This window comes from Rhizobium sp. N731, assembly GCF_001664145.1.
Taxonomy (GTDB): domain Bacteria; phylum Pseudomonadota; class Alphaproteobacteria; order Rhizobiales; family Rhizobiaceae; genus Rhizobium; species Rhizobium esperanzae.
Window position 1 is genome coordinate 3,373,392 of record NZ_CP013601.1, and the last position, 24,451, is coordinate 3,397,842.

The 24,451-nt window shown below is 61.1% G+C and carries 19 protein-coding genes; 15 read left to right on the forward strand and 4 right to left on the reverse strand.

Annotation, left to right across the window (positions count from 1 at the left end):
- Positions 1-104: 104 nt before the first annotated feature.
- The 4 genes from AMK02_RS16535 to treZ all read left to right on the forward strand — a co-directional run bounded on the left by AMK02_RS16535 (position 105) and on the right by treZ (position 6,340).
- The gene (locus AMK02_RS16535; RefSeq protein ID WP_189637023.1) at positions 105-1,100 is read left to right on the forward strand and encodes a sensor histidine kinase; all 996 of its coding nucleotides are present in this window, start codon (positions 105-107) and stop codon (positions 1,098-1,100) included.
- 404 nt (positions 1,101-1,504) lie between these two features.
- A complete protein-coding gene (locus AMK02_RS16540; protein WP_064804475.1) occupies positions 1,505-2,866 on the forward strand; it encodes an NAD(P)-dependent oxidoreductase in 1,362 nt (453 codons plus the stop codon).
- A gap of 15 nt (positions 2,867-2,881) precedes the next feature.
- Positions 2,882-4,195, forward strand: a complete 1,314-nt coding sequence (gene preA / locus AMK02_RS16545) for an NAD-dependent dihydropyrimidine dehydrogenase subunit PreA (protein ID WP_064804476.1) — start codon at positions 2,882-2,884, stop codon at positions 4,193-4,195.
- Positions 4,196-4,354: 159 nt separating this feature from the next.
- Positions 4,355-6,340, forward strand: coding sequence for a malto-oligosyltrehalose trehalohydrolase (gene treZ / locus AMK02_RS16550; protein ID WP_064804478.1), 1,986 nt, complete (start codon positions 4,355-4,357; stop codon positions 6,338-6,340).
- Between the two features lie 69 nt (positions 6,341-6,409).
- Here treZ and AMK02_RS16555 read toward each other — a convergent pair whose 3' ends face one another.
- On the reverse strand, positions 6,410-6,844 hold the full coding sequence (locus tag AMK02_RS16555; protein WP_064804480.1) for a DUF6766 family protein: 435 nt from the start codon (positions 6,842-6,844) through the stop codon (positions 6,410-6,412).
- A gap of 430 nt (positions 6,845-7,274) precedes the next feature.
- Between AMK02_RS16555 and AMK02_RS16560 the strand changes: the two genes are divergently transcribed.
- Positions 7,275-8,954, forward strand: coding sequence for a glycoside hydrolase family 13 protein (locus AMK02_RS16560; RefSeq protein ID WP_064804482.1), 1,680 nt, complete (start codon positions 7,275-7,277; stop codon positions 8,952-8,954).
- Positions 8,955-9,046: 92 nt separating this feature from the next.
- On the opposite strand, the gene ftrA is transcribed toward AMK02_RS16560, so the two are convergent.
- A complete protein-coding gene (ftrA, locus tag AMK02_RS16565) occupies positions 9,047-10,045 on the reverse strand; it encodes a transcriptional regulator FtrA (protein WP_064806290.1) in 999 nt (332 codons plus the stop codon).
- A 69-nt stretch (positions 10,046-10,114) separates the two neighbouring features.
- Here ftrA and AMK02_RS16570 point away from each other — a divergent pair, with 69 nt between their 5' ends.
- The gene (locus AMK02_RS16570; RefSeq protein WP_064804484.1) at positions 10,115-10,525 is read left to right on the forward strand and encodes a rhodanese-like domain-containing protein; all 411 of its coding nucleotides are present in this window, start codon (positions 10,115-10,117) and stop codon (positions 10,523-10,525) included.
- 71 nt (positions 10,526-10,596) lie between these two features.
- On the opposite strand, the gene AMK02_RS16575 is transcribed toward AMK02_RS16570, so the two are convergent.
- Positions 10,597-11,241 carry a TetR family transcriptional regulator C-terminal domain-containing protein gene (locus tag AMK02_RS16575; protein WP_064804486.1) on the reverse strand — a complete coding sequence of 215 codons (645 nt, stop codon included), beginning with the start codon at positions 11,239-11,241 and terminating at the stop codon, positions 10,597-10,599.
- A 298-nt stretch (positions 11,242-11,539) separates the two neighbouring features.
- Between AMK02_RS16575 and AMK02_RS16580 the strand changes: the two genes are divergently transcribed.
- Genes AMK02_RS16580 through hydA form a run of 3 tightly spaced genes read left to right on the forward strand, consistent with a single transcriptional unit; the run spans position 11,540 to position 14,836 of the window.
- Positions 11,540-12,793 carry a Zn-dependent hydrolase gene (locus tag AMK02_RS16580; protein WP_064804488.1) on the forward strand — a complete coding sequence of 418 codons (1,254 nt, stop codon included), beginning with the start codon at positions 11,540-11,542 and terminating at the stop codon, positions 12,791-12,793.
- Entirely contained in the window at positions 12,793-13,362 is a 570-nt protein-coding gene (locus AMK02_RS16585) for an endonuclease domain-containing protein (RefSeq protein WP_064804490.1), read from the forward strand. Before AMK02_RS16580 ends, AMK02_RS16585 begins: the two co-directional genes overlap by 1 nt.
- 19 nt (positions 13,363-13,381) lie before the next feature.
- Positions 13,382-14,836 (forward strand): dihydropyrimidinase, encoded by a 1,455-nt coding sequence (hydA, locus tag AMK02_RS16590; protein ID WP_038690812.1) that lies wholly within the window; start codon positions 13,382-13,384, stop codon positions 14,834-14,836.
- Positions 14,837-14,894: 58 nt separating this feature from the next.
- On the opposite strand, the gene AMK02_RS16595 is transcribed toward hydA, so the two are convergent.
- Complete coding sequence (locus AMK02_RS16595; protein ID WP_038690814.1) at positions 14,895-15,308, reverse strand: cupin domain-containing protein; 414 nt, start codon at positions 15,306-15,308, stop codon at positions 14,895-14,897.
- A gap of 94 nt (positions 15,309-15,402) precedes the next feature.
- On the opposite strand from AMK02_RS16595, the gene AMK02_RS16600 reads away from it, so the two are divergent.
- The 6 genes from AMK02_RS16600 (at position 15,403) to AMK02_RS16625 (ending at position 24,431) form a co-directional block, all read left to right on the forward strand.
- Positions 15,403-16,188, forward strand: coding sequence for an ABC transporter ATP-binding protein (locus AMK02_RS16600; protein WP_064804492.1), 786 nt, complete (start codon positions 15,403-15,405; stop codon positions 16,186-16,188).
- 234 nt (positions 16,189-16,422) lie between these two features.
- Positions 16,423-17,352 (forward strand): ABC transporter permease, encoded by a 930-nt coding sequence (locus tag AMK02_RS16605; RefSeq protein ID WP_064804493.1) that lies wholly within the window; start codon positions 16,423-16,425, stop codon positions 17,350-17,352.
- Positions 17,349-18,476: an ABC transporter permease gene (locus tag AMK02_RS16610; protein ID WP_064804494.1), complete on the forward strand. Its 1,128-nt coding sequence runs from the start codon at positions 17,349-17,351 to the stop codon at positions 18,474-18,476. The genes AMK02_RS16605 and AMK02_RS16610 overlap by 4 nt, the downstream gene beginning before the upstream one ends.
- A 59-nt stretch (positions 18,477-18,535) precedes the next feature.
- Positions 18,536-19,507, forward strand: coding sequence for an ABC transporter substrate-binding protein (locus AMK02_RS16615; protein WP_064804495.1), 972 nt, complete (start codon positions 18,536-18,538; stop codon positions 19,505-19,507).
- Positions 19,508-19,898: 391 nt separating this feature from the next.
- Positions 19,899-21,089, forward strand: a complete 1,191-nt coding sequence (locus AMK02_RS16620; RefSeq protein WP_064804496.1) for an efflux RND transporter periplasmic adaptor subunit — start codon at positions 19,899-19,901, stop codon at positions 21,087-21,089.
- Positions 21,090-21,101: 12 nt separating this feature from the next.
- On the forward strand, positions 21,102-24,431 hold the full coding sequence (locus tag AMK02_RS16625) for an efflux RND transporter permease subunit (RefSeq protein WP_064804498.1): 3,330 nt from the start codon (positions 21,102-21,104) through the stop codon (positions 24,429-24,431).
- Positions 24,432-24,451: the final 20 nt, after the last annotated feature.

Below are 24,451 nucleotides of genomic sequence, written 5' to 3' on the forward strand. Positions count from 1 at the left end.
GCGCTTTATTCTAGAGTTGGCAGGCGGTTTCTGGCGGGGCGTTCCGTTCAGCGACGCTCCGAGATGTCACAGGGAAAGGCGGCCGAGTGAATACGACTGAACCATTGTCGGGCACGCCTTTCACCTTCGAAGGCAAAGCCGCAATGATGGAGCGGGCGCTCGGCAGCGCCGGGATTTCGATCCTCTGCCAGGACGCCCGGCTTTCAATCTTCTACGCCGAAAATCTGCCGCCGCATTTCGCAGCGCTTTTTATGCCCGGCGGCAGTGATGCCACTCTTTTCGGTGACGTCCACGGGCAATATCTGACGGTACTGAAACGCAAGGTGCTGGAGACTGGCATTCCCAACAATGCCGAGGTCGAGATCGATGTCGACGGCGAAATGCGCACATATGAATTGAAGATCCAGCGCACAGGCGACCGCGGCACGCTTGAACTTCTATCCGTAATGACGGAGGTCACTGAAAGCCGGCATCGTGAAAAAGTGCTGAAATCGCTGCTGCGTGAGCTCTCGCACCGTTCGAAGAACCTTCTCGCCATCATTCAGGGCATTGCGACGCAAACAGCGCGCAACACGCTCTCGCTCGACAGCTTCCTCCTCAAGTTCCGCGGCAGGCTGCAATCGCTTTCCAATTCCCAGGACCTCGTCACGGATTCGAGCTGGCGGGGCGCCTATCTCTTCGAGCTCGCCGAAAAACAGTTCGCTCCCTACTGGCCGGAGACATCAGGCTCCATGCCGATCTACGGCATCAATGCCCATCTGACGCCGAATGCCGCCGTGCATCTCGGCCTCGCCCTGCACGAGCTCATTGTCAACTCCGCTTCCTACGGGGCAATATCAGGCGGTGCCGCCTCGATCACGTTGAACTGCCGCGAATCGATGATCAACGACAGAAAGGCGATCGAGATCGCCTGGGCCGAAGTGCTGCAGGACCAGTCGGAAGTCCATGAGTTCAGCGACAACAGCTTCGGCCGCACCGTGCTGGAGCGTGTCGTTCCCTCGTCTGTCAACGGCAAAGCGGAGTTGAGCCTTGTGCCCGGCCGCATCGAATATCGTCTGACTATTCCGGAAACCGAATTCGAAATCTTCAAGCGTGTGTGAAGCCCGACACCGCCCATAACGAAAAACAGCCGGTGCGAGGGCGGCGCACCGGCTGTCTTCACTCACCGGGAGGGGACCGTGAGTACGTCCGGATAGTGGGTTGGGGGCGCGCATGTTGGGTCGATGCGATCACCATCCGGATACCGCAATAACGACGACGTCCAAGTTTGGTTCCCTGCGATCCTAAAAAAATTCCAGTTTTTTGAATCTTTTTTCGGAGGCGCTTTCTGGGCCGAACGCGCAAATATTTCGCGGACCCAAGGCGAGAAAATTTCTCACGCGAAAACAGTGACTTGCGCGGACACTCGAAAGAGCGGTCCGTCAAAATTTTACCGTTTGATAAATTTTTAAACCTGAGTTACGCTTTCCCTCACAGGCCGTTTACCAATAATGAGGGAACTTCAATGGAACGACTGGAAACTGGGATTCATGCCGGCCGGCTTTCGCCCGCCGAGTATGAAGCTAATTTTTCCGATCTTCATCCGCGCCTCGACAATCACGAGGCGCTGGTCGCCGCCGATCGCTGCTATTTCTGTTATGACGCGCCGTGCATGACGGCCTGTCCGACCTCGATCGACATTCCGCTGTTCATCCGGCAGATTTCGACCGGCAATCCGCTCGGCTCGGCGAAGACGATTTTCGACCAGAACATTCTCGGCGGCATGTGCGCCCGCGTCTGTCCTACCGAAGAGCTGTGCGAACAGGCCTGCGTGCGCAACACGGCCGAGGAACGGCCCGTCGAAATCGGCCGCCTGCAGCGTTATGCGACCGATGCCGCCATGCAGGTCGGCAAGCAGTTCTATGCCCGAGCCGAGGCGAGCGGCAAAAGGATCGCCGTCGTCGGCGCCGGCCCGGCAGGTCTTGCTGCCACCCATCGTCTCGCCGTGAAGGGTCATTCCGTCACGATTTACGACGGCAGGGAAAAATCCGGCGGCCTCAACGAATACGGCATCGCCACCTATAAGACGGTGGACGATTTCGCCCAGCAGGAAGTCGATTACATCATCTCGGTCGGCGGCATCGACGTCCGCCACGGCGCCCTCCTCGGCCGCGATTTCTCGCTCGCCGATCTGCAGTCGCAATATGACGCCGTCTTTCTCGGTATCGGTCTTGCCGGCGTCAATGCGCTGCGTATCGAGGGCGAAAATCTAGCCGGCGTCGACGACGCCGTCGATTTCATCGCAGCGCTCCGCCAGGCTGAAGACAAAAGCGAAATCGCGATCGGCCGCCGCGTCGTCGTGCTCGGCGGCGGCATGACGGCGATCGACGCTGCCGTGCAGGCAAAGCTGCTCGGCGCCGAGGAAGTGACGATCTGCTACCGCCGCGGCAAGGAGCATATGAACGCCTCCGAATTCGAGCAGGATCTCGCAAGCTCCAAGGGCGTCATCATCCGCCACTGGCTGGCGCCGAAATCGATCCTCGCTCAGGACGGCAAGGTCGCCGCGATCGAAGTTGAGTACACCAAGCTTGTCGACGGCCGCCTCGTCGGCACCGGCGAAACCGGCGTCATCGCCGCCGACCAGATCTTCAAGGCGATCGGCCAGACCTTTGATGCCGCGGGCCTTGGTTCGCTGCGCATGGAGTCCGGCCGCATCGCGGTCGACGTCGAAGGCCGCACTTCGCTCGACGGCGTCTGGGCCGGCGGCGACTGCGTCTTCGGCGGCAAGGACCTCACGGTTTCCGCCGTCGCCCATGGCCGCGACGCGGCTGAATCCATCCATCGCGCCCTCTCTGCAACAGCCGCTCCGGCTGTCGCGGTTGCTTGAAGGGGAGAATGAACAATGGCTGATCTCCGCAACAACTTCGTCGGCATCAAATCCCCGAACCCATTCTGGCTGGCATCCGCGCCGCCGACCGATAAGGCCTATAACGTCGAGCGCGCCTTCAAGGCCGGCTGGGGCGGTGTGGTCTGGAAGACGCTCGGCGAGGAAGGCCCGCCCGTCGTCAATGTCAACGGTCCGCGCTACGGCGCGATCTTCGGCGCCGACCGCCGCCTGCTGGGCCTCAACAATATCGAGCTCATCACCGACCGTGACCTCTACACCAACCTGCGCGAAATGAAGCAGGTGAAGATGAACTGGCCGGATCGGGCGCTGATCGCCTCGATCATGGTGCCCTGCGAGGAACAGGCCTGGAAGTCGATCCTGCCTCTCGTCGAAGAGACCGGCGCCGACGGCATCGAACTCAATTTCGGCTGTCCGCACGGCATGTCGGAGCGCGGCATGGGCTCCGCCGTCGGCCAGGTCCCGGAATATATCGAAATGGTGGTTCGCTGGTGCAAGCAGTACACCCGCATGCCCGTCATCACCAAGCTGACGCCCAACATCACCGACATCCGCCGCCCTGCCCGCGCCGCCAAGGCCGGCGGCACCGATGCCGTCTCGCTGATCAACACGATCAATTCGATCGTGTCGGTCGATCTCGACAACTTCGCCCCCAACCCGACGGTCGGCGGCAAGGGCAGCCATGGCGGCTATTGCGGCCCGGCGGTCAAGCCGATCGCTCTCAACATGGTCGCCGAGATCGCTCGTGATCCCGAGACCTACGGCCTGCCGATCTCCGGTATCGGCGGCATCACTACCTGGCGGGACGCAGCCGAATTCCTCGTTCTCGGCGCCGGCAACGTCCAGGTCTGCACGGCGGCGATGACCTATGGCTTCAAGATCGTGCAGGAGATGATAACGGGGCTCTCCGACTGGATGGACGAAAAGGGCCATCGCAGCCTCGACGACATTACCGGCCGCGCCGTGCCCAACGTCACCGACTGGCAATATCTGAACCTCAACTACGTCGCCAAAGCGAAGATCGACCAGGACGCCTGCATCAAATGCGGCCGCTGCCACATCGCCTGCGAGGACACCTCGCACCAGGCGATCACCAACGTCGTCAACGGGCTACGCCATTTCGAGGTGATCGAAGAGGAATGCGTCGGCTGCAATCTCTGCGTCAACGTCTGCCCGGTCGAGAACTGCATCACCATGGAGCCGCTTGCCGCCGGCACCATCGACAAGCGCACCGGCCGCGTCGTCGATCCGAACTATGCCAACTGGACGACCCATCCAAACAATCCGATGGCCCGCCAAGCGGCGGAGTGACGGCTTCGCAACGCCGCGGACAAACTCGCTCTGCGGCGTTGCGTTGTACCACAAATGCGGACTTCAGGCGTGATGGGCGGCCGGAAAGGTGGCGAAAGGCGATTCCGGGAACATCATGAGGCTCCCGAAGTTAGCGCAGGCGATCTCCACGAGAGAGCCATGCACGACCACTCAAGCGAAAAGTCGAAACCGGTGCCCCCCAGTTCGAACCGACGCCTCCCAATCGGAGCGGAGGTTGATGCCGGCGGCGTTTCGTTCCGACTATGGGCCCCTGCCAGAGAGCGCTGTTTCCTCGTCATCGAGGAAAATTCCGAATATGAGATGACGGCGGAGGACGGCGGCTACTTCTGCCTCTATCTGCCCGGCCTGGCTGCAGGGACGCGATACCGGTTTCACTTTGGAGACGCAGGTGATCTTCTTGCCGATCCCGCCTCGCGTTTTCAGCCGCATGGTCCATCGGGGCCGTCAGTTGTCGTCGATCCGGCGCGGTATCAGTGGAATGATCAAGATTGGCGAGGAATCCGCGCCTTCGGAGCTGCTCTCTATGAGATGCACATCGGCACCTTCACAAGGGAGGGCACCTTTGCTGCAGCCCGGGAGAAGCTGGCAAAACTTCGGTCGATTGGCATCAACTGCCTCGAAGTAATGCCGATCAACGAGTTTGAAGGCGAGTTCGGCTGGGGTTACGACGGCACGTTGCTCTATGCTCCGACCCGGCTCTATGGACCACCGGATGATGTGCGCGCCTTCGTCGACGAAGCCCACCGGATCGGCATCGGGGTGGTCCTCGACGTCGTCTACAATCACTTCGGTAAAGGCGAGCGTTTTTGCGAATTCACGCCAGACTATTTTACCGAGCGCTACTCGAACGAGTGGGGCAAGTCGATCAACTTCGATGGTCCGAACAGCCGTGGCGTTCGCGAATATATCGCAAAGAACGCGGCCTATTGGATCGACGAATTTCACTTTGATGGATTGCGCATCGATGCAACGCAGGCCTTGTTCGACACAAACCGCGAACACATCGTCACGGTCATCGCCAGGGAAGCTCGCGCAGCAGCGAGAAAGCGTCAAATCTATCTCGTCAGCGAAAATGAGCCGCAACAAACCAATATGGTGCGCCCAACTGAGGTGGGAGGACACGGGCTGGACGCCCTGTGGAATGAGGATTTCCACCGCTCCGCGACAGTGGCGCTGACTGGCCGCAATGAAGCCTATTATCATGATCATCGCGGTACGGCTCAGGAGTTCGTTTCCGCCGCCAAATATGGCTGCCTGTTTCAGGGACAAAGATATGATTGGCAGGACAAACCACGGGGCACTGCGGGGCTCGATCTCAAGCCGTGGAATTTCGTACACTTTCTCCAAAATCACGATCAGGTCGCCAACTCCGGCACAGGAGCCAGGATCGGCCACATAACATCGCCGGCTCGCCTTCGAGCCCTGACGGCGCTCCAGCTGCTGGGGCCGCAGACGCCCATGCTCTTTCAGGGGCAGGAGTTTGGTTCCTCTTCTCCGTTCTATTATTTCGCCGATCACAATGGAGAATTCGCCGACATCGTACGGCAGGGACGGCGCGATTTTATCAGTCAATTCCCGAACCTGCGGGATAAACAACTCATCAGACACATGGCAGATCCATGTGCCCGCGCGACGTTCGACAAGGTGAAGCTTGATTGGGCCGAATGGGAGAGGAACGCAGCAGTCGTTCGGCTTCATCGCGACCTGCTGAATCTGCGTCAGACAGATAAGGCATTTTCCCGCCAAGCCTGCGCCCGTGACGGCCAATTGGACGGCAGTATCTTGTCCAGCACCGCCTTTCTCCTCAGGTTCTTCGCGGAAAAACCGTCTGAGGAGAGACTATTGCTGATCAACTTCGGCAATGATCTCGTGATCGACAGTCTGGCGGATCCGCTTTTTGCTTCCCCACAGGGTCATCAATGGCGTCTCTCGTGGTCAAGTGAAGATCCCTCATATAGTGGCAGTGGACGCCGGCCCTATGATTTCCAAAAGCGTTGGATATTGAACGGCGATATCGCTTTGGTTCTCGCACCCGCAAAAGTCGGAAACCGGCAAAACGCCTCAGGAGTACCCATGAAGGGCTGGCAAGCCGGCATTTCGCGGGCCGAAGACTCCGGCCTCTGACTCAGAAAACCGCGCCGCATAGCCGTCCCTGAAGCGGGGCCTATCGGCAGCTCCGCTTCATGGGCCAGCTCAGGTGGCGCCGCCGATCCTCTCAGGCCCCCTGCGCGTTTCCAGGTCGTGGGCGTATGGTCCCGCATGTCCACCGGTTCTCATGAAGTGCTTATCAATTTCGGCGATGATCGCTTCAGCGTTCTCTCCGGCATTTAATCGGATCAGAGCGTCCAGTTTCGCTTCCGCGCGGTCATCGTTTTCCTTCGAAGACGGAGATCCGATGTAGAGAAAGTAGGCAAGACCGACGACCTGCCAGAGCAATTGCAGGAATTCGGACTGCCAATTTTCAAAGGTGTCTCTGCCCATCTCCATGAGGTAGGCATTGAGATCAGGGGCTTGACCGTGGCTCTGCTGCTCGCCGACAAACGCAAACCAACCAAATAACCAGTGGCCGGTGAGCGAAAATAGAAAGAAGCCGACGGTGATCCAGGCGTAGGCGTATTTCTTGAACATGATACCTCCTTTGGACAGGCAACTGGTGCGGCGAGTGCGAGATCAGCTGCATTTGAAGTCCCCATCAGTCGATCCCTGGCCTGCCCTTCAAGTTCCCCCGGATTGAGAGATCGGGTGCAGCAGCCGTCGCGCCGGCCCTGGAAGCGGGCAGCACCTCACGTCCGTAGATTTCGATGAATTCGCTGCGAATTTCTTGACATCGATGCTGTAGATCCCCGCCTCCTCATACCAGCCACTGCTTCGGTTCGGCACCGCGACGGCCTCCCGTTAATCTCTGTTGCACACCTTCTAACGGTTCCGGAAGGAGGGGGTTCCTTGAGTTGCGCCAGCTCCACCGAGGCGACGGGAAGCCGGATGAAGTCCGGCCCGGTGGAACCCGCAGGCATCACCGGTGTTCTCCCAAGATCCCAAACAAGTAGGAAAGCTTCCAATGGATCAGTCCACGACACCGCTGGGAGGTCCCGTGCGATCACCTCTCCAACCGAAATGGTGGCATACGGCAACTGTCTACCAGGTCTATCCGCGCAGCTTCTGCGATTGCAACGGAGATGGCATAGGCGATATTCCGGGCATCACCTCCAAGCTCGATTATGTGAAGAAACTCGGGATCGACATCATCTGGCTGTCGCCGATCTACAAGTCGCCGATGGACGACAACGGTTACGACATATCGGACTATCGGGACATCGCCCCCGAGTTCGGCACGCTCGCAGATTTCGACCAGTTGGTGGCCGAGGCGAAAGACCGAGGGATCGGCATCATGCTCGACCTCGTCGTCAACCATACGTCCGACGAGCATCCATGGTTTCTTCAATCCCGTCAGGGGCCGGACAACGCGTTTCGCGACTTCTACATCTGGCGCAAGCCCGCCCCGGACGGAGGACCGCCGAACAGGTTAAAATCCTCCTTCGGCGGGCCGGCCTGGACGCTCGATCCCGCCACAGGCGAATATTACCTGCACATGTTTTCCCGCCGCCAGCCGGACCTCAATTGGGAGAACGAGAAGGTCCGGGCGGAAATCTATGACATGATGAACTGGTGGCTCGAGCGCGGCATTGCCGGCTTCCGCATGGATGTCATCGACTACATCGGTAAGCAAGCGGACCGGGAGCTCGTCAAGGACGGGCCGCATCTCCACGATTATCTGCAGGAGATGAATGCCAAGACCTTCGGCAACCGCGATATCCTGACGGTCGGCGAAGCCTGGAGCGCCACACCCGGCGCAGCGCTGCTCTATTCCGGGCGTGAACGCCGGGAACTGTCGATGATCTTCCAGTTCGAGCACGTCACCCAGCAATGGGACGCGGTTTATGGGAAATGGCGCCCGAAGCCGTTCGACCTCGTGAATCTCAAGACCGTGCTCAGCAAGTGGCAGCTTGCTTTATCCGAAGATGGGTGGAATTCGCTCTTCTGGGGCAATCACGATTTGCCGCGCGCGGTCTCGCGCTACGGCAATGTCAGCGGCTATCACGTCGAGTCGGCGAAGATGCTGGCGACCGTGTTGCATCTCCTGAAAGGCACGCCTTTCGTCTATCAGGGCGAGGAGATCGGCATGACGAACGTCCCCTTCACCTCCATCGAACAGTATCGCGATATCGAAACCATCAACATGCACAGGTTGCACGTGGAGGCCGGCCTTTCACCGGAGGAATTCATCCGCGGAGCAAACGAGAACGGTCGCGATAACGCCCGCACGCCGATGCAATGGAGTGCCGCCCCCCATGGCGGCTTTTCCACAGGCGTGCCCTGGATCGAGGTCAACCCCAACTATTCTAAGGTCAATGCCGAAGCCGCCATCAAGGACGAAAAGTCGATCTGGAACCACTATCGCAAGCTGATCGCTCTGCGGAAATCCCACCCTGTCATCATCTATGGCGAGTACAGATCCTGGCTCGACCAACACCCCGATGTCTTCGTTTATACCCGCACGCTCGACAGGAGCTGGATCATCGTGGTCGCCAACTTCACACCCAGGGACATTTCGCTGAGTTTGCCGACGGAGCTCGCCATCAACGGAGAATGCCTCATCTGCAATTACGAACCGGTGCACATGATCGGCGAAACTGTTGAGCTCAAGCCGTACGAAACCTTCGCGATAGAATGTAAGTGAAGCTCTCAGGCCGGCGTGGTTTTGCCAACAGGACGGCTTTCGGCAATCTCGAACTCGTTGAAAAGTTGCACCCTATGTCGGTAGGACGCGTTTCAGCCGCCGAATGACTTCCGATAGGCATTCGGGCTCGTGCCCAGCCGCTTGCGGAAGTGGTGGCGCATCGTCGCCAGCGTGCCGAAGCCGCTTGATATCGCGATGTCGTCGAGCGATACGGCAAGCTCTCTTTCGAGAAGGTCGCGCGCATGGCGCAGCCGCTCCTTCAGCAGCCATTGGCCGACACTAAGACCTGTCGTCGCTTCGAAGCGGCGCTGGAAAGTGCGTATGCTCATGCCGGCCCTTTTGGCGAGCAGGCTGATCGGCTGCTCCTCGGCAAGGCTTGCGCGCATCCAGTCGATCAGCGGGCTGAGGCGTATGCCCTCACGTTCCTCCGGAACCGGCGCGCCGATGAACTGCGCCTGCCCGCCTTCGCGGTGCGGCGGCACGATGAGGCGGCGGGCGACGCTGTTTGCCGCCTCCGAGCCGAAATCGCCGCGCACCACATGCAGGCAGAGATCGATGCCGGCGGCGCTGCCGGCCGCTGTGAGCAGGCTGCCCTCATCGATGTAGAGTACATCCGCGTCGAGCGTGATGTCCGGATAACGCGCCGCGATCGAGGCGACATAGCGCCAATGCGTTGTCGCCCTGCGGCTGGCAAGCAGTCCTGAGCCTGCGAGAACCGCAACGCCGGAACAGAGCGACATGATGCGCGCGCCGCGCTGATGCGCTGCCTTGAGAGCGGCGGCAAGCGGTTCCGGCACAGGCGCATCGATCGACCGCCAGCCGGGCACGACGATCAGGTCCGCCGCATCGAGCACTTCCAGCCCCTTATCGACCGCGACCGTCAATCCGCCGGCGGCGCGAAGCGGCCCCGGCTCGATGCCGCAGACGGTGAAGCGATACCACCTCTCGCCCATCTCGGGACGCGGCAGGCCGAAGACCTCGTAGGCTATCCCGAATTCGAACGTGCAGAGCCCGTCATAAGCAAGCACCGCGACCAGCGGTCCGTTCATGTTCGGAGATATGTTTGGCATGATCTTTACGCTGTCAGTCATGATGGCCAATATCGCCAAGCTCTAGCATCGGCGATACCAGGCGGCAATCCAGCACGAAAGGAAAGACCGATGCCAAGCGCCGTCTCCGAAATTCCCGCCGCAGAACCCGAAATCGCTGCCGCCCATTACGCCGCCAAGCTCGCCTTCGAGACCGATTGTTCGGATGTCCGCGCCGCTTTCGCAGCTGGAAAGGCCGATTTCGTTCTTCTCGATGTGCGCTCGCCGGTGCTGTTTGCGCAGTCCCATGTGCCGGGCGCGATCAACCTGCCGCACGGCAAGATGACCGCGCATCGCATGTCGGAATGGGCAAGGGATATGCTCTTTGTCGTCTATTGCGCCGGCCCGCATTGCAACGGCGCCGACAAGGCGGCCTTTCGCCTTGCCAAGCTCGGCCTCAGAGCCAAGCTGATGATCGGCGGCATGACCGGCTGGGCCGATGAGGGTTTCGCCTTCGAAACCGAAACCATCGCTGCCGAATAACAGAAGGCTCCCCTCCACGGTGCGGAGGGAGCCTCATCCCGGGTGCCGCTTCCCAAGAGAGGGCAGAACAGTTAGCCACTCTCCGGCCGCAGCCCGCTAATAAAAAGTTGCTCCAGAAACCGCGCAGCATCCTCGAAGCGCCCTTCGCCGGCATGCTCCTGCCCCAGCACCGCGCGCACCTGGACGTCGAAGTCGGCATAATGCTGCGTCGTCGACCAGATCGAGAAGATCAGGTGGTAGGGATCGCATTCGACGATCTTGCCTGATTTCGTCCAGGCGCGGATGACCTCCGCCTTCTCGTCGACCAGTTGCTTCAGCGGCCCCTTCAATTCGTCCTCGATATGCGGTGCGCCCTGCAGCACCTCATTGGCGAACAGCCGGCTCTCGCGCGGAAAATCGCGCGCCATCTCCAGCTTGCGCCTGATGTAGCTGCGGATTTCTTCTTCCGGATTGCCCTCGGCGTCGAAGGCCCGCAGCGGCTCCAGCCAGGTATAGAGGACCCGGTCGATCAGCGCCCGGTGCATCGCTTCCTTGGTGCGGAAATAATAAAGCAGATTGGGTTTCGACATGCCCGCGACTTCGGCGATCTGGTCGATGGTCGAACCGCGAAAGCCGCGTGCCGAAAACACGTCGAGCGCCGCCTCCAGAATCTGCTCTTCCTTCTCCTCCTGGATTCGCGTTCGCCTCAGGGTCTTCGCTGCTCTCGGAATAGCCATCGGCTATTGTTTCCCCTTGATATTCAACTTCTTCCCTCAAGTTTCGCAGAGGCGGCCCCTGCCGCTTTCTTGAGCAACCGCCCGCATTTTTATCGGCAAATTTCGTGATTTTCGTCTTGAGCCCCGCGGTGGAAGTTGTAATGTTTACCAATCGGTCAAATATCCGCCAGATGAAAAACAAAGGCAACTGGCGATTTTCCGGCGCTCGACAAAACCAACAACAGGCGCGGGAAAGGACCATGGGAACAGGTGGGCATGCCCCTTGCATGACTGCCGCAAACAGGTGAGGGCTTGAAGAATGGTGGCAGCACCAGGCGAGAACATGCGCGTCAATGGCGACCGTCTCTGGGACAGTCTCATGGACATGGCGAAAATCGGCCCCGGGATCGCCGGCGGCAACAACCGCCAGACGCTGACGGATTCGGATGCCGAAGGCCGCAGCCTCTTCAAAACATGGTGCGACGAAGCCGGCCTGACGATGGGCGTCGACCAAATGGGCACGATGTTCGCCACCCGCCCCGGCACCGATCCCGATGCCCTGCCGGTCTATGTCGGCTCGCATCTCGACACCCAGCCGACCGGCGGCAAATATGACGGCGTGCTTGGCGTGCTCTCGGCGCTTGAAGTCGTGCGCACCATGAACGACCTCGGCATCAAGACCAAGCATCCGATCGTCGTCACCAACTGGACGAACGAGGAAGGCGCGCGTTTTGCACCGGCCATGCTCGCTTCAGGCGTCTTCGCCGGCGTGCACAGCCTTGACTTCGCCTATAACCGCAGGGACCCCGAGGGTAATCTCTTCGGCGACGAACTGAAGCGCATCGGCTGGGTCGGCGACGAAGAGGTCGGCGCCCGCAAGATGCACGCCTATTTCGAATATCATATCGAGCAGGGTCCGATCCTCGAAGCCGAAGACAAGCAGATCGGCGTCGTCACCCACTGTCAGGGCCTGTGGTGGCTGGAATTCACGCTGACCGGCAAGGAAGCCCATACCGGCTCGACGCCGATGAACATGCGCGTCAATGCCGGCCTTGCAATGTCACGCATCCTGGAAATGGTGCAGACCGTCGCGATGGGCGAACAGCCGGGAGCCGTCGGCGGCGTCGGCCAGGTGTTCTTCTCGCCGAATTCCCGCAACGTGCTGCCGGGCAAGGTGGTTTTCACCGTCGATATCCGCTCGCCCGATAAGGCCAAGCTCGACCGCATGCGGGCGAAGATCGAGGCCGAAGCCCCTGGCATCTGCGATGCGCTGGGCGTCGGCTGTTCCATCGAGGCGATCGGCCATTTCGCACCGGTCACCTTCGACGAAAAACTCGTCACCTCCGTCCGCTCCGCCGCCGAACGGCTCGGCTACACCCACATGAACCTCATCTCCGGCGCCGGCCACGACGCCTGTTGGGCCGCCAAGGTCGCGCCTGCCACCATGGTCATGTGTCCCTGTGTCGGCGGGCTCAGCCACAACGAGGCGGAAGAGATTTCCAAGGAATGGGCGACGGCGGGCGCCGATGTGCTGTTCCATGCGGTGGTCGAGACGGCGGAGATCGTCGTGTGATGTCTAACGTCTCGCCCGGAGTCCCCTCATCCGACCCTTCGGGCCACCTTCTCCCCGCTGGGGAGAAGGGAACGACTGACGTTGCGGCTTCCCCCTTCTCCCCTCGGGGAGAAGGTGCCCGAAGGGCGGATGAGGGGGCTCCGGGCGAGACGAAAATTATCCGACAGGATATCCGTAAACATCGTCCGGCGGAAACCGGGCAAGCCCGCCAGCTTCGCCGCAACGAAACCGAAGAGGAATACTACTTCTGGAGCGACTTACGCGCACGACGCCTGAACGGCTACAAATTCGCGCGACAGGTTCCGCTCGGCCCGTTCATTGTCGATTTCCTCTGTCGAGAAGAACGGCTAATTGTCGAAGTCGACGGCTTCCAGCACGCCGAAAGCGCGACTGATCAACGCCGTACCGAATGGCTCAATGCCAATGGCTATTCGGTGCTGCGCTCCTGGAATCAGGAAATCTCGCGCGAGCGGCGCTCCGTACTCGAAACGGTCCTTGCGGCCTTGCGGGGCCGGCTCGAATTCAGCTCCGAATTGCCGAGCTTTTATGCGCCTGCCGAACAACGATAGAGAATAGGGAACAGCAGCCATGACCACAGTCATCAAGAACGGCACCATCGTCACGGCCGACCTCACCTACAAGGCGGACGTCAAGATCGACGGCGGCAAGATCGTCGAGATCGGCCCGAACCTCTCGGGCGATGAGACCCTCGACGCCTCCGGCTGTTACGTCATGCCTGGTGGTATCGATCCGCATACCCATCTGGAAATGCCCTTCATGGGCACCTATTCCTCCGACGATTTCGAAAGCGGCACGCGCGCGGCCCTTTCCGGCGGCACGACCATGGTGGTCGATTTCGCCCTTCCCGCCCCCGGCCAGTCGCTGCTCGAAGCGCTGACCATGTGGGACAACAAATCGACCCGCGCCAATTGCGACTATTCCTTCCACATGGCGGTCACCTGGTGGAGCGAGCAGGTCTTCAAGGAGATGGAGACCATCGTCCGCGACAAGGGCATCAACACCTTCAAGCACTTCATGGCCTATAAGGGCGCACTGATGGTTGATGACGACGAGATGTTCGCCTCCTTCCAGCGCTGCGCCGAGCTCGGCGCCCTGCCGCTCGTGCATGCCGAAAACGGCGACGTCGTCGCCTCGATGTCGGCAAAGCTGCTCGCCGAAGGCAATAACGGCCCCGAGGCGCATGCCTATTCCCGTCCGGCTGAAGTCGAGGGCGAGGCCACCAACCGCGCCATCATGATCGCCGACATGGCCGGCTGCCCCGTCTATATCGTCCATACCTCCTGCGAACAGGCGCATGAAGCGATCCGCCGCGCCCGCGCCAAGGGCATGCGCGTCTATGGCGAGCCGCTGATCCAGCATCTGACGCTGGACGAAAGCGAATATTCCAATCCCGACTGGGATCACGCCGCCCGCCGCGTCATGTCGCCGCCCTTCCGCAGCAAGCAGCATCAGGACAGCCTCTGGGCCGGGCTTGCCTCGGGCTCGCTGCAGGTGGTCGCGACCGACCATTGCGCCTTCACCACGGCACAGAAGCGTTTCGGCGTCGGCGACTTCACCAAGATCCCGAACGGCACCGGCGGTCTCGAAGACCGCATGCCGATGCTCTGGACGCACGGCGTCAACACCGGCAGGCTGACGATGAACGAATTCGTCGCCGTCACCTCGACCAATATCGCCAAGATTCTCAACATCTATCCGAAGAAGGGCGCGATCCTCGTCGGCGCCGATGCGGACATCGTTGTCTGGGACCCGAACCGTTCGAAGGTCATCTCCTCCAAGGCCCAGCAGTCGGCGATCGATTACAACGTCTTCGAGGGCAAGGAAGTGACGGGCCTGCCACGCTTCACGCTGACGCGCGGCGTGGTCGCCATCGAGGAAAGCACGATCAAAACCCGCGAGGGCCACGGCGAATTCGTCAGGCGCGAACCGGTCACTGCCGTCAGCAAGGCACTATCCACCTGGAAGGAGATCACCTCTCCGCGCAAGGTGGAACGAAGCGGCATTCCGGCAACCGGCGTATGACGATGGAGCATAATGATACGGCCATCAACCGGCGAACGACGCCTTCATGCGGATGACCTCACGCCGGCACCAGCGCGTCCAGCTCCGGGAGAAGCACGACGCTTTCCTGCTCGTGTGGATCGGTGCGGGCAATAACTGCCGTGCATGGCGTGCTGCTGAGGTTCGCCGGCATATGCGGCACGCCGGCCGGGATGTAGAAGAGCTCGCCGGCATGGGTAATGACGTGATGCTCCAGCCGGTCCCCGTACCAGGTATGGGCCTCGCCGGAGAGCACGTAGATCGCCGTCTCGTGCGCCTCGTGCAGATGCGCCTTGGCGCGTACGCCGGGCGGGATCGTCAGGAGGTGCATGCAGATGCCCTTGGCGCCGACCGTCTCGGCCGCTATCCCTTCGAAGTAGCTGAGCCCCTGCTTGCCGTCATAGGCATGCTTGGGGCGAACGATGTGGCAGGTAGGTTGTGATGTCGCGTCCATTCTCTTCCTCCATGAAATGTGCCGCCGGCAGGGCCTGTGGCGATGGTAACATGCAAACCGCCTCCCCGCGGCGAAAACAAGAACGGTCGCATTGATGCAAGCACCCTCCGTCGTATCCGCCAAGGATCTCTGTCTCACCTACCAGGCGAATGACGGCCCGGTGCAGGCCCTCAGCGATGTCAATCTCGATGTCCGCAAGGGCGACTTCGTCTCTTTCATCGGCCCGTCGGGCTGCGGCAAGACGACCTTCCTGCGCGTCATCGCCGATCTAGAGAAGAGCACATCAGGCGAGATCTCGATCAACGGCATGACGCCGGCAGAGGCCCGCAAGGCCCGCGCCTACGGCTATGTCTTCCAGGCGCCGGCGCTCTACCCCTGGCGCACCATCGAAAACAATATCGCTCTGCCCTTGGAGATCATGGGTTATGGCGGCGCTGATCGGACGAGGCGCATCGCCGAGGCGCTCGATCTCGTCGGTCTTTCCGGCTTCGAAAAGAAATTCCCCTGGCAGCTCTCCGGTGGCATGCAGCAACGAGCCTCGATCGCCCGCGCGCTCGCCTTCGACGCCGACCTGCTATTGATGGACGAACCCTTCGGCGCGCTCGACGAGATCGTCCGCGACCATCTGAACGAAGAACTGCTGAAACTCTGGGCCCGCACCAACAAGACGATCTGCTTCGTCACCCACTCCATCCCCGAGGCTGTCTACCTCTCGACCAAGATCGTGGTGATGTCGCCGCGCCCCGGCCGCGTCACCGACGTGATCGACTCGACGCTGCCGGCCGAACGCCCGCTCGACATCCGCGACACCCCGGAATTCCTGGAGATCGCCCATCGCGTTCGCGAAGGGCTGAGGACGGGGCATAGCCATGAGGTTTAGGCGGTTGACTCCGAGGGTTACCCCCCTCTGCCCTGCCGGGCATCTCCCCCACAAGGGGGGAGATCGATATACCGAACCGGCTTCCCCAAACAATCAAAGCCCCCTGATCCAGCGTCGGAGCAGGGGGGACCGATGCGCTATCCGCTTGCCAATCTCCCCCCTTGTGGGGGAGATGCCCGGCAGGGCAGAGGGGGGTGGCTGCGTATTCGACGCCCCAAAATGGGGGCAGACCCTATGAAACCCGAAACCCTCAAAAACAAGATCGTCCCCGTCACCACCATCCTGCTCGCGCTCATCGCCATCTGGTATGTCGCCGCCATCCTCATGAACGCGCCGTTCCAGCGTGACATGGATAGCCGCGCCGGCGTCACGCCGACCACGATGGAATTCATCGGCAAGACGCTGGCGCAGCCGAAGCCGATCCTGCCGGCGCCGCACCAGGTGGCGCAGAACGTCTACGAGAATACGGTGCTGCGCAGCCTTTCGAGCAATCGCAGCCTCGTCTATCACAGCTGGGTGACGCTCTCCTCCACCCTGCTCGGTTTCGGATTCGGTATGCTGCTCGGCATTCTTCTTGCGGTGCTGATCGTTCACAATCGCGCTATGGACCGATCGTTGATGCCCTGGCTTGTGGCGAGCCAGACCATTCCGATCCTTGCCATCGCGCCGATGATCGTCATCATCTCCTATAATGTGCTGACCGGCGACAATGCGCTGGCCCACCTCCTCAACCTCGATTCCGACGCGTCCCGTCTGGTCTCCAAGGCGCTGATCTCCACCTACCTCTCCTTCTTCCCTGTTGCCGTCGGCATGGTGAAGGGGTTGCGGTCGCCCGAGATCATGCATCTCGATCTGATGCGCACCTATTATGCGAGCCCAATGCAGACTTTCTGGAAATTGCGTGTCCCTGCCTCGATCCCCTTCCTCTTCACCTCGATGAAGGTCGCGATTGCCGCAAGCCTGGTCGGCGCTATCGTCGGCGAGCTGCCGACCGGGGCCACCGCCGGCATCGGTTCGAAGCTGCTTGCCGGCTCCTATTACAGCCAGACTATCGATATCTGGGCGGCCTTGGTCGCCGGATCGCTGCTGGCGGGTATCCTGGTTGCAATCGTCGGCCTTGCCGCCAAGATCGTCGAGCGCGCGATGGGCGGGAGGCCGGCATGAGACACCTGACCTTCTCCTGGCAGGGCGTGACCGCCCTCCTCCTCTGCCTTGCAGCGCTGATCACCCTGCCGCTGCTGGCCGAGGGGGCGGCACGGCCCTTCACCGACGGCACGGCGAGCCTCGTCTTCATCATCGTCGCCGCCGCCGCACTGCTGTCCTTCGCGCCACAGCCGCTGGCCTACCGCGCCACCGTGCTGTTCATCGGCGCCCATGGCGCCGCCTGGATGCTGCTGTCCGCTCTCTCCGGCAACGATGGCATGGCGACGCGGGCTTTCTTCCTGCTGCTCTTCGCCTGCTGGCTGCTGGCTTGGCGATGCGTCACCGAGCTATCGAAACAGCAGCCCGTCACCGCCTTCGGCAAATCGGCGCTGCAACTGCTGATCCCGGCAATTTTCGGCGCCTGGATCCTCATCCTCTGGGAGGCGGCAACGCGCGGCGCCGGCATTCCCTTCATCATCCTGCCGCCACCGAGCGCCATCGGCGCCCGTATCATGGCTTCCCTGCCGATCCTCGGCGACGACGTCAGACAGACCATCTTCAAGGCGGTATTGATCGGCTATATCATCGGCTGCCTTAGCGGCTTCATCGTCGCGGTGCTGGCCGATCGCGTCGCCTTCCTGCGCCGCGGCCTGCTGCCGATCGGCAACATGGTCTCAGCCCTGCCGATCATCGGCATCGCCCCCGTCATGGTCATGTGGTTCGGCTTCGACTGGCCGTCGAAGGCCGCAGTCGTCATCATCATGACCTTCTTCCCGATGCTGGTGAACACCGTCGCCGGCCTTGCCGCCTCCGGCAGCATGGAACGCGACCTGATGCGCACCTATGCCTCGAGCGACTGGCAGACGCTGTTCAAGCTCAAGCTTCCGGCTGCCATGCCATTCATTTTCAACGCACTGAAGATCAACTCGACGCTGGCGCTGATTGGTGCCATCGTTGCCGAATTCTTCGGGACGCCGATCGTCGGCATGGGCTTCCGCATCTCCACCGAGATCGGCCGCATGAATGTCGACATGGTGTGGGCGGAAATCGCTGTCGCGGCGCTGGCCGGCTCGATCTTTTATGGTGTCATCGCCCTGACTGAACGGGCGGTGACGTTCTGGCATCCGTCTATCCGTGGTGGCTAGGCGCGCGCGGGCTTCGCAAATGGGGGCCGGGCATAACTTCAGAGGGTAAGGACAAGAAAATGAAAAAGTTGATGGTTGCAATGATGGCGAGCGCCATGTCGCTGGCAGCGGCCCATGCGATGGCCGCCGACAAGGTGGTTCTGCAGCTGAAATGGGTCACGCAAGGCCAGTTCGGCGGTTATTATGTCGCCAAGGACAAGGGCTTCTACAAGGAGGAAGGCCTCGACGTCGAGATCAAGCCGGGCGGCCCTGATATCGCCCCTGAGCAGGTGATCGCCGGCGGCGGCGCCGATGTGATCGTCGACTGGATGGGCGGCGCTCTCGTTGCCCGCGAAAAGGGTGTTCCGCTCGTCAACATCGCCCAGCCCTACCAGAAGTCCGGCCTGGAAATGATCTGCCGCAAGGACGGCCCTGTAAAAACCGAAGCCGACTTCAAGGGCCACACGCTCGGCGTTTGGTTCTTCGGCAACGAATATCCCTTCTTCGCCTGGATGAACAAGCTCGGCCTCTCCACCGAAGGCGGCCCGAACGGCGTCACCGTGCTGAAGCAGAGCTTCGACGTGCAGCCGCTCGTCCAGAAGCAGGCCGACTGCATCTCCGTCATGACCTATAATGAATACTGGCAGGCGATCGATGCCGGCTTCAAGCCGGAGGAACTGACGGTCTTCAACTATACCGCGATGGGCAACGACCTCTTGGAAGACGGCCTCTACGCGATGGAAGACAAGCTGAAGGATCCGGCCTTCAAGGAGAAAATGGTCAAATTCGTCCGCGCCTCGATGAAGGGCTGGAAATACGCGACCGAAAACCCTGATGAAGCCGCCGAGATCGTCATGGACAACGGCGGCCAGGACGAGAACCACCAGAAGCGCATGATGGGCGAAGTCGCCAAGCTGGTCGGCGACGGCTCCGGCAAGCTGGACGAGGCGCTCTATGCCCGCACGGCAAAGGCACTGCTCGATCAGAAGATCATCAGCAAGGAGCCATCGGGCGCCTGGACGCACGAGATCACCGACGCCGCATCCAAGTAAGGACCGCAGCATTTTAGGAACGCGCGGGGGACATTTCCCGCGCGTTTCGTTTTTCCCCACTGATAAAAAATGCCTGCAGCTGTCGCATTTGTCGGGCGTCAAACGTCATTAGGGTAGAGCCAGGATCAATCATCGTCATGCTCGCATAACCCTTCGGTGATTGATTCAGGTTCTGATGGCAATTATTATCGGCTCATGGGGAATTGTTTTCTGCCGGGCTTGCATTTCGAGCAAATCGATACCAATTAGAAGCCGATTTGCCGGCGAGGGATGAAGACGGCAATGATGTGCGGATACCCTTGAGAATGCAGGAAAGGCAGTGGCCTGGTCGCGAGCTGAAGGACAGACGCGCGAGTTCGGCCAACCTTGTTACAAGATTGGACGACGACGCATGGCACGCAGGCCGAACGGATTTTTAGGTGCATCCACCCTTCTTGCAGCGGCATTGGCTGCATCCACCGCATTTTCGCAGGAAGCGCCGGTCGCAAAACCGCAGCAGAACCTGCCGGCGATCGTCGTTACCACGGCGACAAACCGCACTCTCGTCGACCGTGTCATCGGCACCGGAACGGTCAAGCCCGTCGAGGAGGTCTATATCCAACCGCAGGTCGAGGGACTGTCGATCCGCACGCTGAAAGCCGATGTTGGCGACAAGGTTCAGGCCGATAGCACGCTGGCGACCCTGAACGATGATGCGCTGGTATTAGAGAAAAGCCAGATGATGGCGACGAAGGCCAAAGGCGAGGCAAGCCTTGCTCAGCTGCGCGCCCAACTCATCGAAGCCCAAGCCAACGCCGAACAGGCCAGGCAGCAACAGGCCCGCGCTCAGGAAATGGGCAAGAAGGGCACCGTTTCCACCGCCCAGGTCGAACAGGCCGATGCGACCGCCGCCGCCGCCAATGCCCGCGTCGTTTCCGCCGAACAGGCGATCGAAGTCGCCGAAGCCGATCTCAAGGTCTTCGACAGCCAGATCGCCGATGCGGATCTGAAGCTTGCCCGCACTGACGTGAAGACGCCGGTCGCCGGCACGATCGCGGCCAAGAACGCCAAGGTCGGCGCCATTGCCGCCGGCAACGGCGATCCGCTGTTCACCCTCATCCGCGACGGCGATATCGAGCTTGTCGCCGAAGTCGCCGAAAGTGACATCGTCAGGATCATGGCCGGCCAGAAGGCGACGATTTCGCTGTCCGGCAGCCGCGAGAAGCTCTCCGGCGCCGTGCGCCTGGTGTCGCCGACCGTCGATCCCACCACCCGCCTCGGCCTCGTGCATATCTCGATCGACGATGACAGCAAGGCGCGCTCCGGCATGTATGGCAGCGCTGAAATCGTCGTGCGCGAGACACAAGGCGTATCGCTTCCCCTGACCGCGGTCCTGACGGGCAATGAAGGCTCATCCGCCCGCAAGGTCGAGGACGGTGTGGTAAAATTCGCCAAGATCGAGACCGGCATCCAGGACGGCGCCTATGTCGAGATCGTTCAGGGATTGAAGAGCGGCGATGAGGTCGTGGCCAAAGCGGGTGCTTATGTCCGCGACGGCGACCACATCACGCCGGTGCGTGAACAGCCCGCGGCTTCCAACTAAAGAGACCATTCGATGAATTTTTCAGCCTGGTCCATTCGAAACCCGATCGCGCCGCTGCTGGCCTTCTGCCTGTTGATATTCATCGGCATCCAGTCCTTCAACACGCTGCCGATCACCCGCTTCCCGAACATCGATGTGCCGCTGGTTTCGATCAGCGTGACGCAGAGCGGCGCTTCGCCGGCCGAACTGGAAATGCAGGTGACGAAGGAGATCGAAGACGCGATCGCCTCGATCACCGGCATCGACGAAATCCAGTCGACGGTGACCGACGGCAGCTCGCAGACCAACGTCATGTTCCGCATGGAAGTGCCGACGGAACAGGCCGTGCAGGACGTCAAGGATGCGATCGATCGCATCCGCAGCGATCTGCCGGCGACAGCCGAAACGCCGATCGTCACCAAAGTCGATGTCGAAGGTCAGGCAATCCAGACCTTCGCGGTGTCGTCGCCCGACATGTCGCTGGAAGAACTCTCCTGGTTCGTCGACGATACGATCAAGCGCGCGCTGCAGGGCCAGGCCGGCATCGGTCGCGTCGATCGCTACGGCGGCGCCGAGCGTGAAGTGCGCATCGAACTGACCCCCGCCAAACTCGATGCCCATGGCATCACCGCCGCGAGCGTGAACCAGCAGCTGCGCGGCACCAACGTCGACCTCGGCTCCGGCCGCGGCCAGGTGGCGGGCAGCGAACAGGCGATCCGCGTTCTCGGCGACGCCCGCAATGTCGCCGAACTCGCCGACACGACGATCGCGCTGCCGAACGGCCGTTTCGTCAAGCTGTCCGACCTCGGCGTCATCAAGGACACTTATGAGGAGCCGAAATCCTTCTCGCGCTTCAACGACACGCCTGTTGTCACATTCGGTGTCTTCCGTTCGAAGGGCGCCAGCGAGGTCAGCGTCGCCGAAACCGTGGCGCAGAGCCTCGACAAGGTCAGAGCCGACAACCCGAATGTGAAGATCGAGATGATCGACGATTCGGTTTATTTCACCTACGGCAATTACGAAGCCGCCATCCATACGCTGCTCGAAGGCGCGCTGCTCGCCGTCATCGTCGTCCTGCTCTTCCTCCGGAACTGGCGTGCGACGCTGATCTCGGCGATCGCCCTCCCCCTCTCCGCGATCCCGACCTTCTGGGTCATGGACATGATGGGCTTCTCGCTAAACCTCGTCAGCTTCCTTGCCTTGACGCTGGCAACCGGCATCCTCGTCGACGATGCAATCGTCGAAATCGAAAACATCGCCCGCCACATCAAGATGGGCAAGACGCCCTATCGGGCGGCGATCGAGGCGGCTGATGAAATCGGCCTCGCCGTCATCGCCACCACTTTCACCATCATCGCCGTCTTCGTGCCGGTTTCCTTCATGCCCGGCATTCCCGGCCAGTACTTCATCCAGTTCGGCCTGACCGTCGCTTTCTCCGTCTTCTTCTCGCTGATGGTGGCGCGCCTGATCACGCCGATGATGGCCGCCTATCTCATGCGCGCCGAGGATGGCGTCGACGACCATCATGACAATGACGGCCTGCTGATGAAGGGCTATACGCGCCTTGTCACCGGCACGACTCGCAAGTGGTATTGGCGTTATACGACGTTGATTGTGGCCCTCCTCTTCACGGTTGGTTCGGTCATATCGCTATTCATGTTCGTGCCAGGCAGCTTCCTGCCGCCGGAAGACGCCTCGCGTATCGTTCTCTCCGTCGAACTGCCGCCGAATGCGCGGCTTGACGACACCGAGAAGACGACCGATGCGATCTATGACAGGGTCAAGGACATCAACGGCGTCGAAAGCGTCTTCGTCCTCGGCGGCGCATCGCCGAAGGGCGAACTCGAACTGCGCCGCGCGACCATCACGCTTGCGCTCGACAAGCTCGACCAATCGTTGGTCAAGAAGGTGGTCAACGACGTGCTTGGCCACATCCCGGTCATCGGCCCGATGCTGCCGAAGGTCGAAGTTCACGGCCGTGAACGTCCGCAATGGGATATTGAAAAGGAGGTCTTCGCCAAGCTGCGCGATATTCCCGACGTCCATATCCTCAAGCTCAACGACCGCGGCGAACGCGACCTCTCCTTCAACTTCCTTTCTAAGAACGAGAAGGATCTGAACGACGCCGTCGGCATTCTGGAATCCAAGCTGCGCGCCGATCCGTTGCTGGCAAACGTCAGCGCCGACGGCGCCCTGCCCCGTCCGGAACTGCAGGTCTACCCGCGCAAGGACGAGGCCGCCCGCCTCGGCATCACGCCGCAGCAGATTTCCGAAACGATCCGCGTCGCCACCATCGGCGATGTCGATGCGGCCCTTGCCAAGATCTCGCTCGACGATCGCCAGATCCCGATCCGGGTGCAGGCAGCACTCGACATGCGCCGCGACCTCGCGGCCATCCGGGCGTTGAAGATCCAAACCGCCAGCGGCGGCACCGTTCCGCTCGCAAGCGTCGCCAATATCGACTATTCCGAAGGCGTAAGCTCGATCAAGCGCAACAACCGCAACCGCGTCGTCGCGATCGGCTCCGACCTGCCGCAGGGCGTGGCGCTCGACACGGCCTCGGCCCGCTTCCGCGAGATCGTCAAGGCCGCCAACATTCCGGCCTCCGTCCACCTTGCCGAAAGCGGCGATACCAAGGTGCAGACCGAGATGCAGCAGAGCTTCGTCAACGCCATGTTGATGGGTCTGCTGCTGGTGCTGACGGTGCTGATCCTGCTCTTCAAGGACGTGATCCAGCCCTTCACCATCCTGTTCTCGCTGCCGCTTGCCATCGGTGGCGTCGCGGCGGCTCTGATCATCACCAGCAATCCGCTGTCGATGCCGGTCATGATCGGGATTCTGATGCTGATGGGGATCGTCACCAAGAACGCCATCCTGCTCGTCGATTTTGCGATTGAGATGCGCCATCAGGGCATGGCCCGTGTCGAGGCCATGGTCGAAGCCGGCCGCAAGCGTGCCCGGCCGATCATCATGACTTCGATCGCCATGTCGGCGGGCATGCTGCCGTCGGCGCTCGGTGTCGGCGAAGGTGGCTCGTTCCGCGCGCCGATGGCAATCGCCGTGATCGGCGGCATCATCGTCTCGACGGTGCTGTCGCTCGTCGTCGTGCCGTCCTTCTTCCTGATCATGGACGACCTGTCCCGCCTGCTCGGCTGGATGTTCGGCCGTCTGGTCGGCCGGAAGGACCAGGAGGACCTACCGCTGTCGCGCGAGGATCTCACCCGCGTTACCCGCGAGAACCGGAGCGACATCGATGCGCTGGACGAGCGTCTGACCGCGATCGAAAAGCCGGAAGGCAAGCGCAAGAGTTCCACCGGCAAGGACACGAACGTACTCCGCTTGCCGCCGTTTGCGGCGGAGTGAAGAAAGCTGAGAAAAAAACC

Coding starts and splice junctions, on each gene's coding strand:
- AMK02_RS16540 (WP_064804475.1), top strand. CDS start 1,505: ATGGAACGACTGGAAACTGGGATTCATGCCGGCCGGCTTTCGCCCGCC.
- preA (WP_064804476.1), top strand. CDS start 2,882: ATGGCTGATCTCCGCAACAACTTCGTCGGCATCAAATCCCCGAACCCA.
- treZ (WP_064804478.1), top strand. CDS start 4,355: ATGCACGACCACTCAAGCGAAAAGTCGAAACCGGTGCCCCCCAGTTCG.
- AMK02_RS16555 (WP_064804480.1), bottom strand. CDS start 6,844: ATGTTCAAGAAATACGCCTACGCCTGGATCACCGTCGGCTTCTTTCTA.
- AMK02_RS16560 (WP_064804482.1), top strand. CDS start 7,275: ATGGATCAGTCCACGACACCGCTGGGAGGTCCCGTGCGATCACCTCTC.
- ftrA (WP_064806290.1), bottom strand. CDS start 10,045: ATGACTGACAGCGTAAAGATCATGCCAAACATATCTCCGAACATGAAC.
- AMK02_RS16570 (WP_064804484.1), top strand. CDS start 10,115: ATGCCAAGCGCCGTCTCCGAAATTCCCGCCGCAGAACCCGAAATCGCT.
- AMK02_RS16575 (WP_064804486.1), bottom strand. CDS start 11,241: ATGGCTATTCCGAGAGCAGCGAAGACCCTGAGGCGAACGCGAATCCAG.
- AMK02_RS16580 (WP_064804488.1), top strand. CDS start 11,540: ATGGTGGCAGCACCAGGCGAGAACATGCGCGTCAATGGCGACCGTCTC.
- AMK02_RS16585 (WP_064804490.1), top strand. CDS start 12,793: ATGTCTAACGTCTCGCCCGGAGTCCCCTCATCCGACCCTTCGGGCCAC.
- hydA (WP_038690812.1), top strand. CDS start 13,382: ATGACCACAGTCATCAAGAACGGCACCATCGTCACGGCCGACCTCACC.
- AMK02_RS16595 (WP_038690814.1), bottom strand. CDS start 15,308: ATGGACGCGACATCACAACCTACCTGCCACATCGTTCGCCCCAAGCAT.
- AMK02_RS16600 (WP_064804492.1), top strand. CDS start 15,403: ATGCAAGCACCCTCCGTCGTATCCGCCAAGGATCTCTGTCTCACCTAC.
- AMK02_RS16605 (WP_064804493.1), top strand. CDS start 16,423: ATGAAACCCGAAACCCTCAAAAACAAGATCGTCCCCGTCACCACCATC.
- AMK02_RS16610 (WP_064804494.1), top strand. CDS start 17,349: ATGAGACACCTGACCTTCTCCTGGCAGGGCGTGACCGCCCTCCTCCTC.
- AMK02_RS16615 (WP_064804495.1), top strand. CDS start 18,536: ATGAAAAAGTTGATGGTTGCAATGATGGCGAGCGCCATGTCGCTGGCA.
- AMK02_RS16620 (WP_064804496.1), top strand. CDS start 19,899: ATGGCACGCAGGCCGAACGGATTTTTAGGTGCATCCACCCTTCTTGCA.
- AMK02_RS16625 (WP_064804498.1), top strand. CDS start 21,102: ATGAATTTTTCAGCCTGGTCCATTCGAAACCCGATCGCGCCGCTGCTG.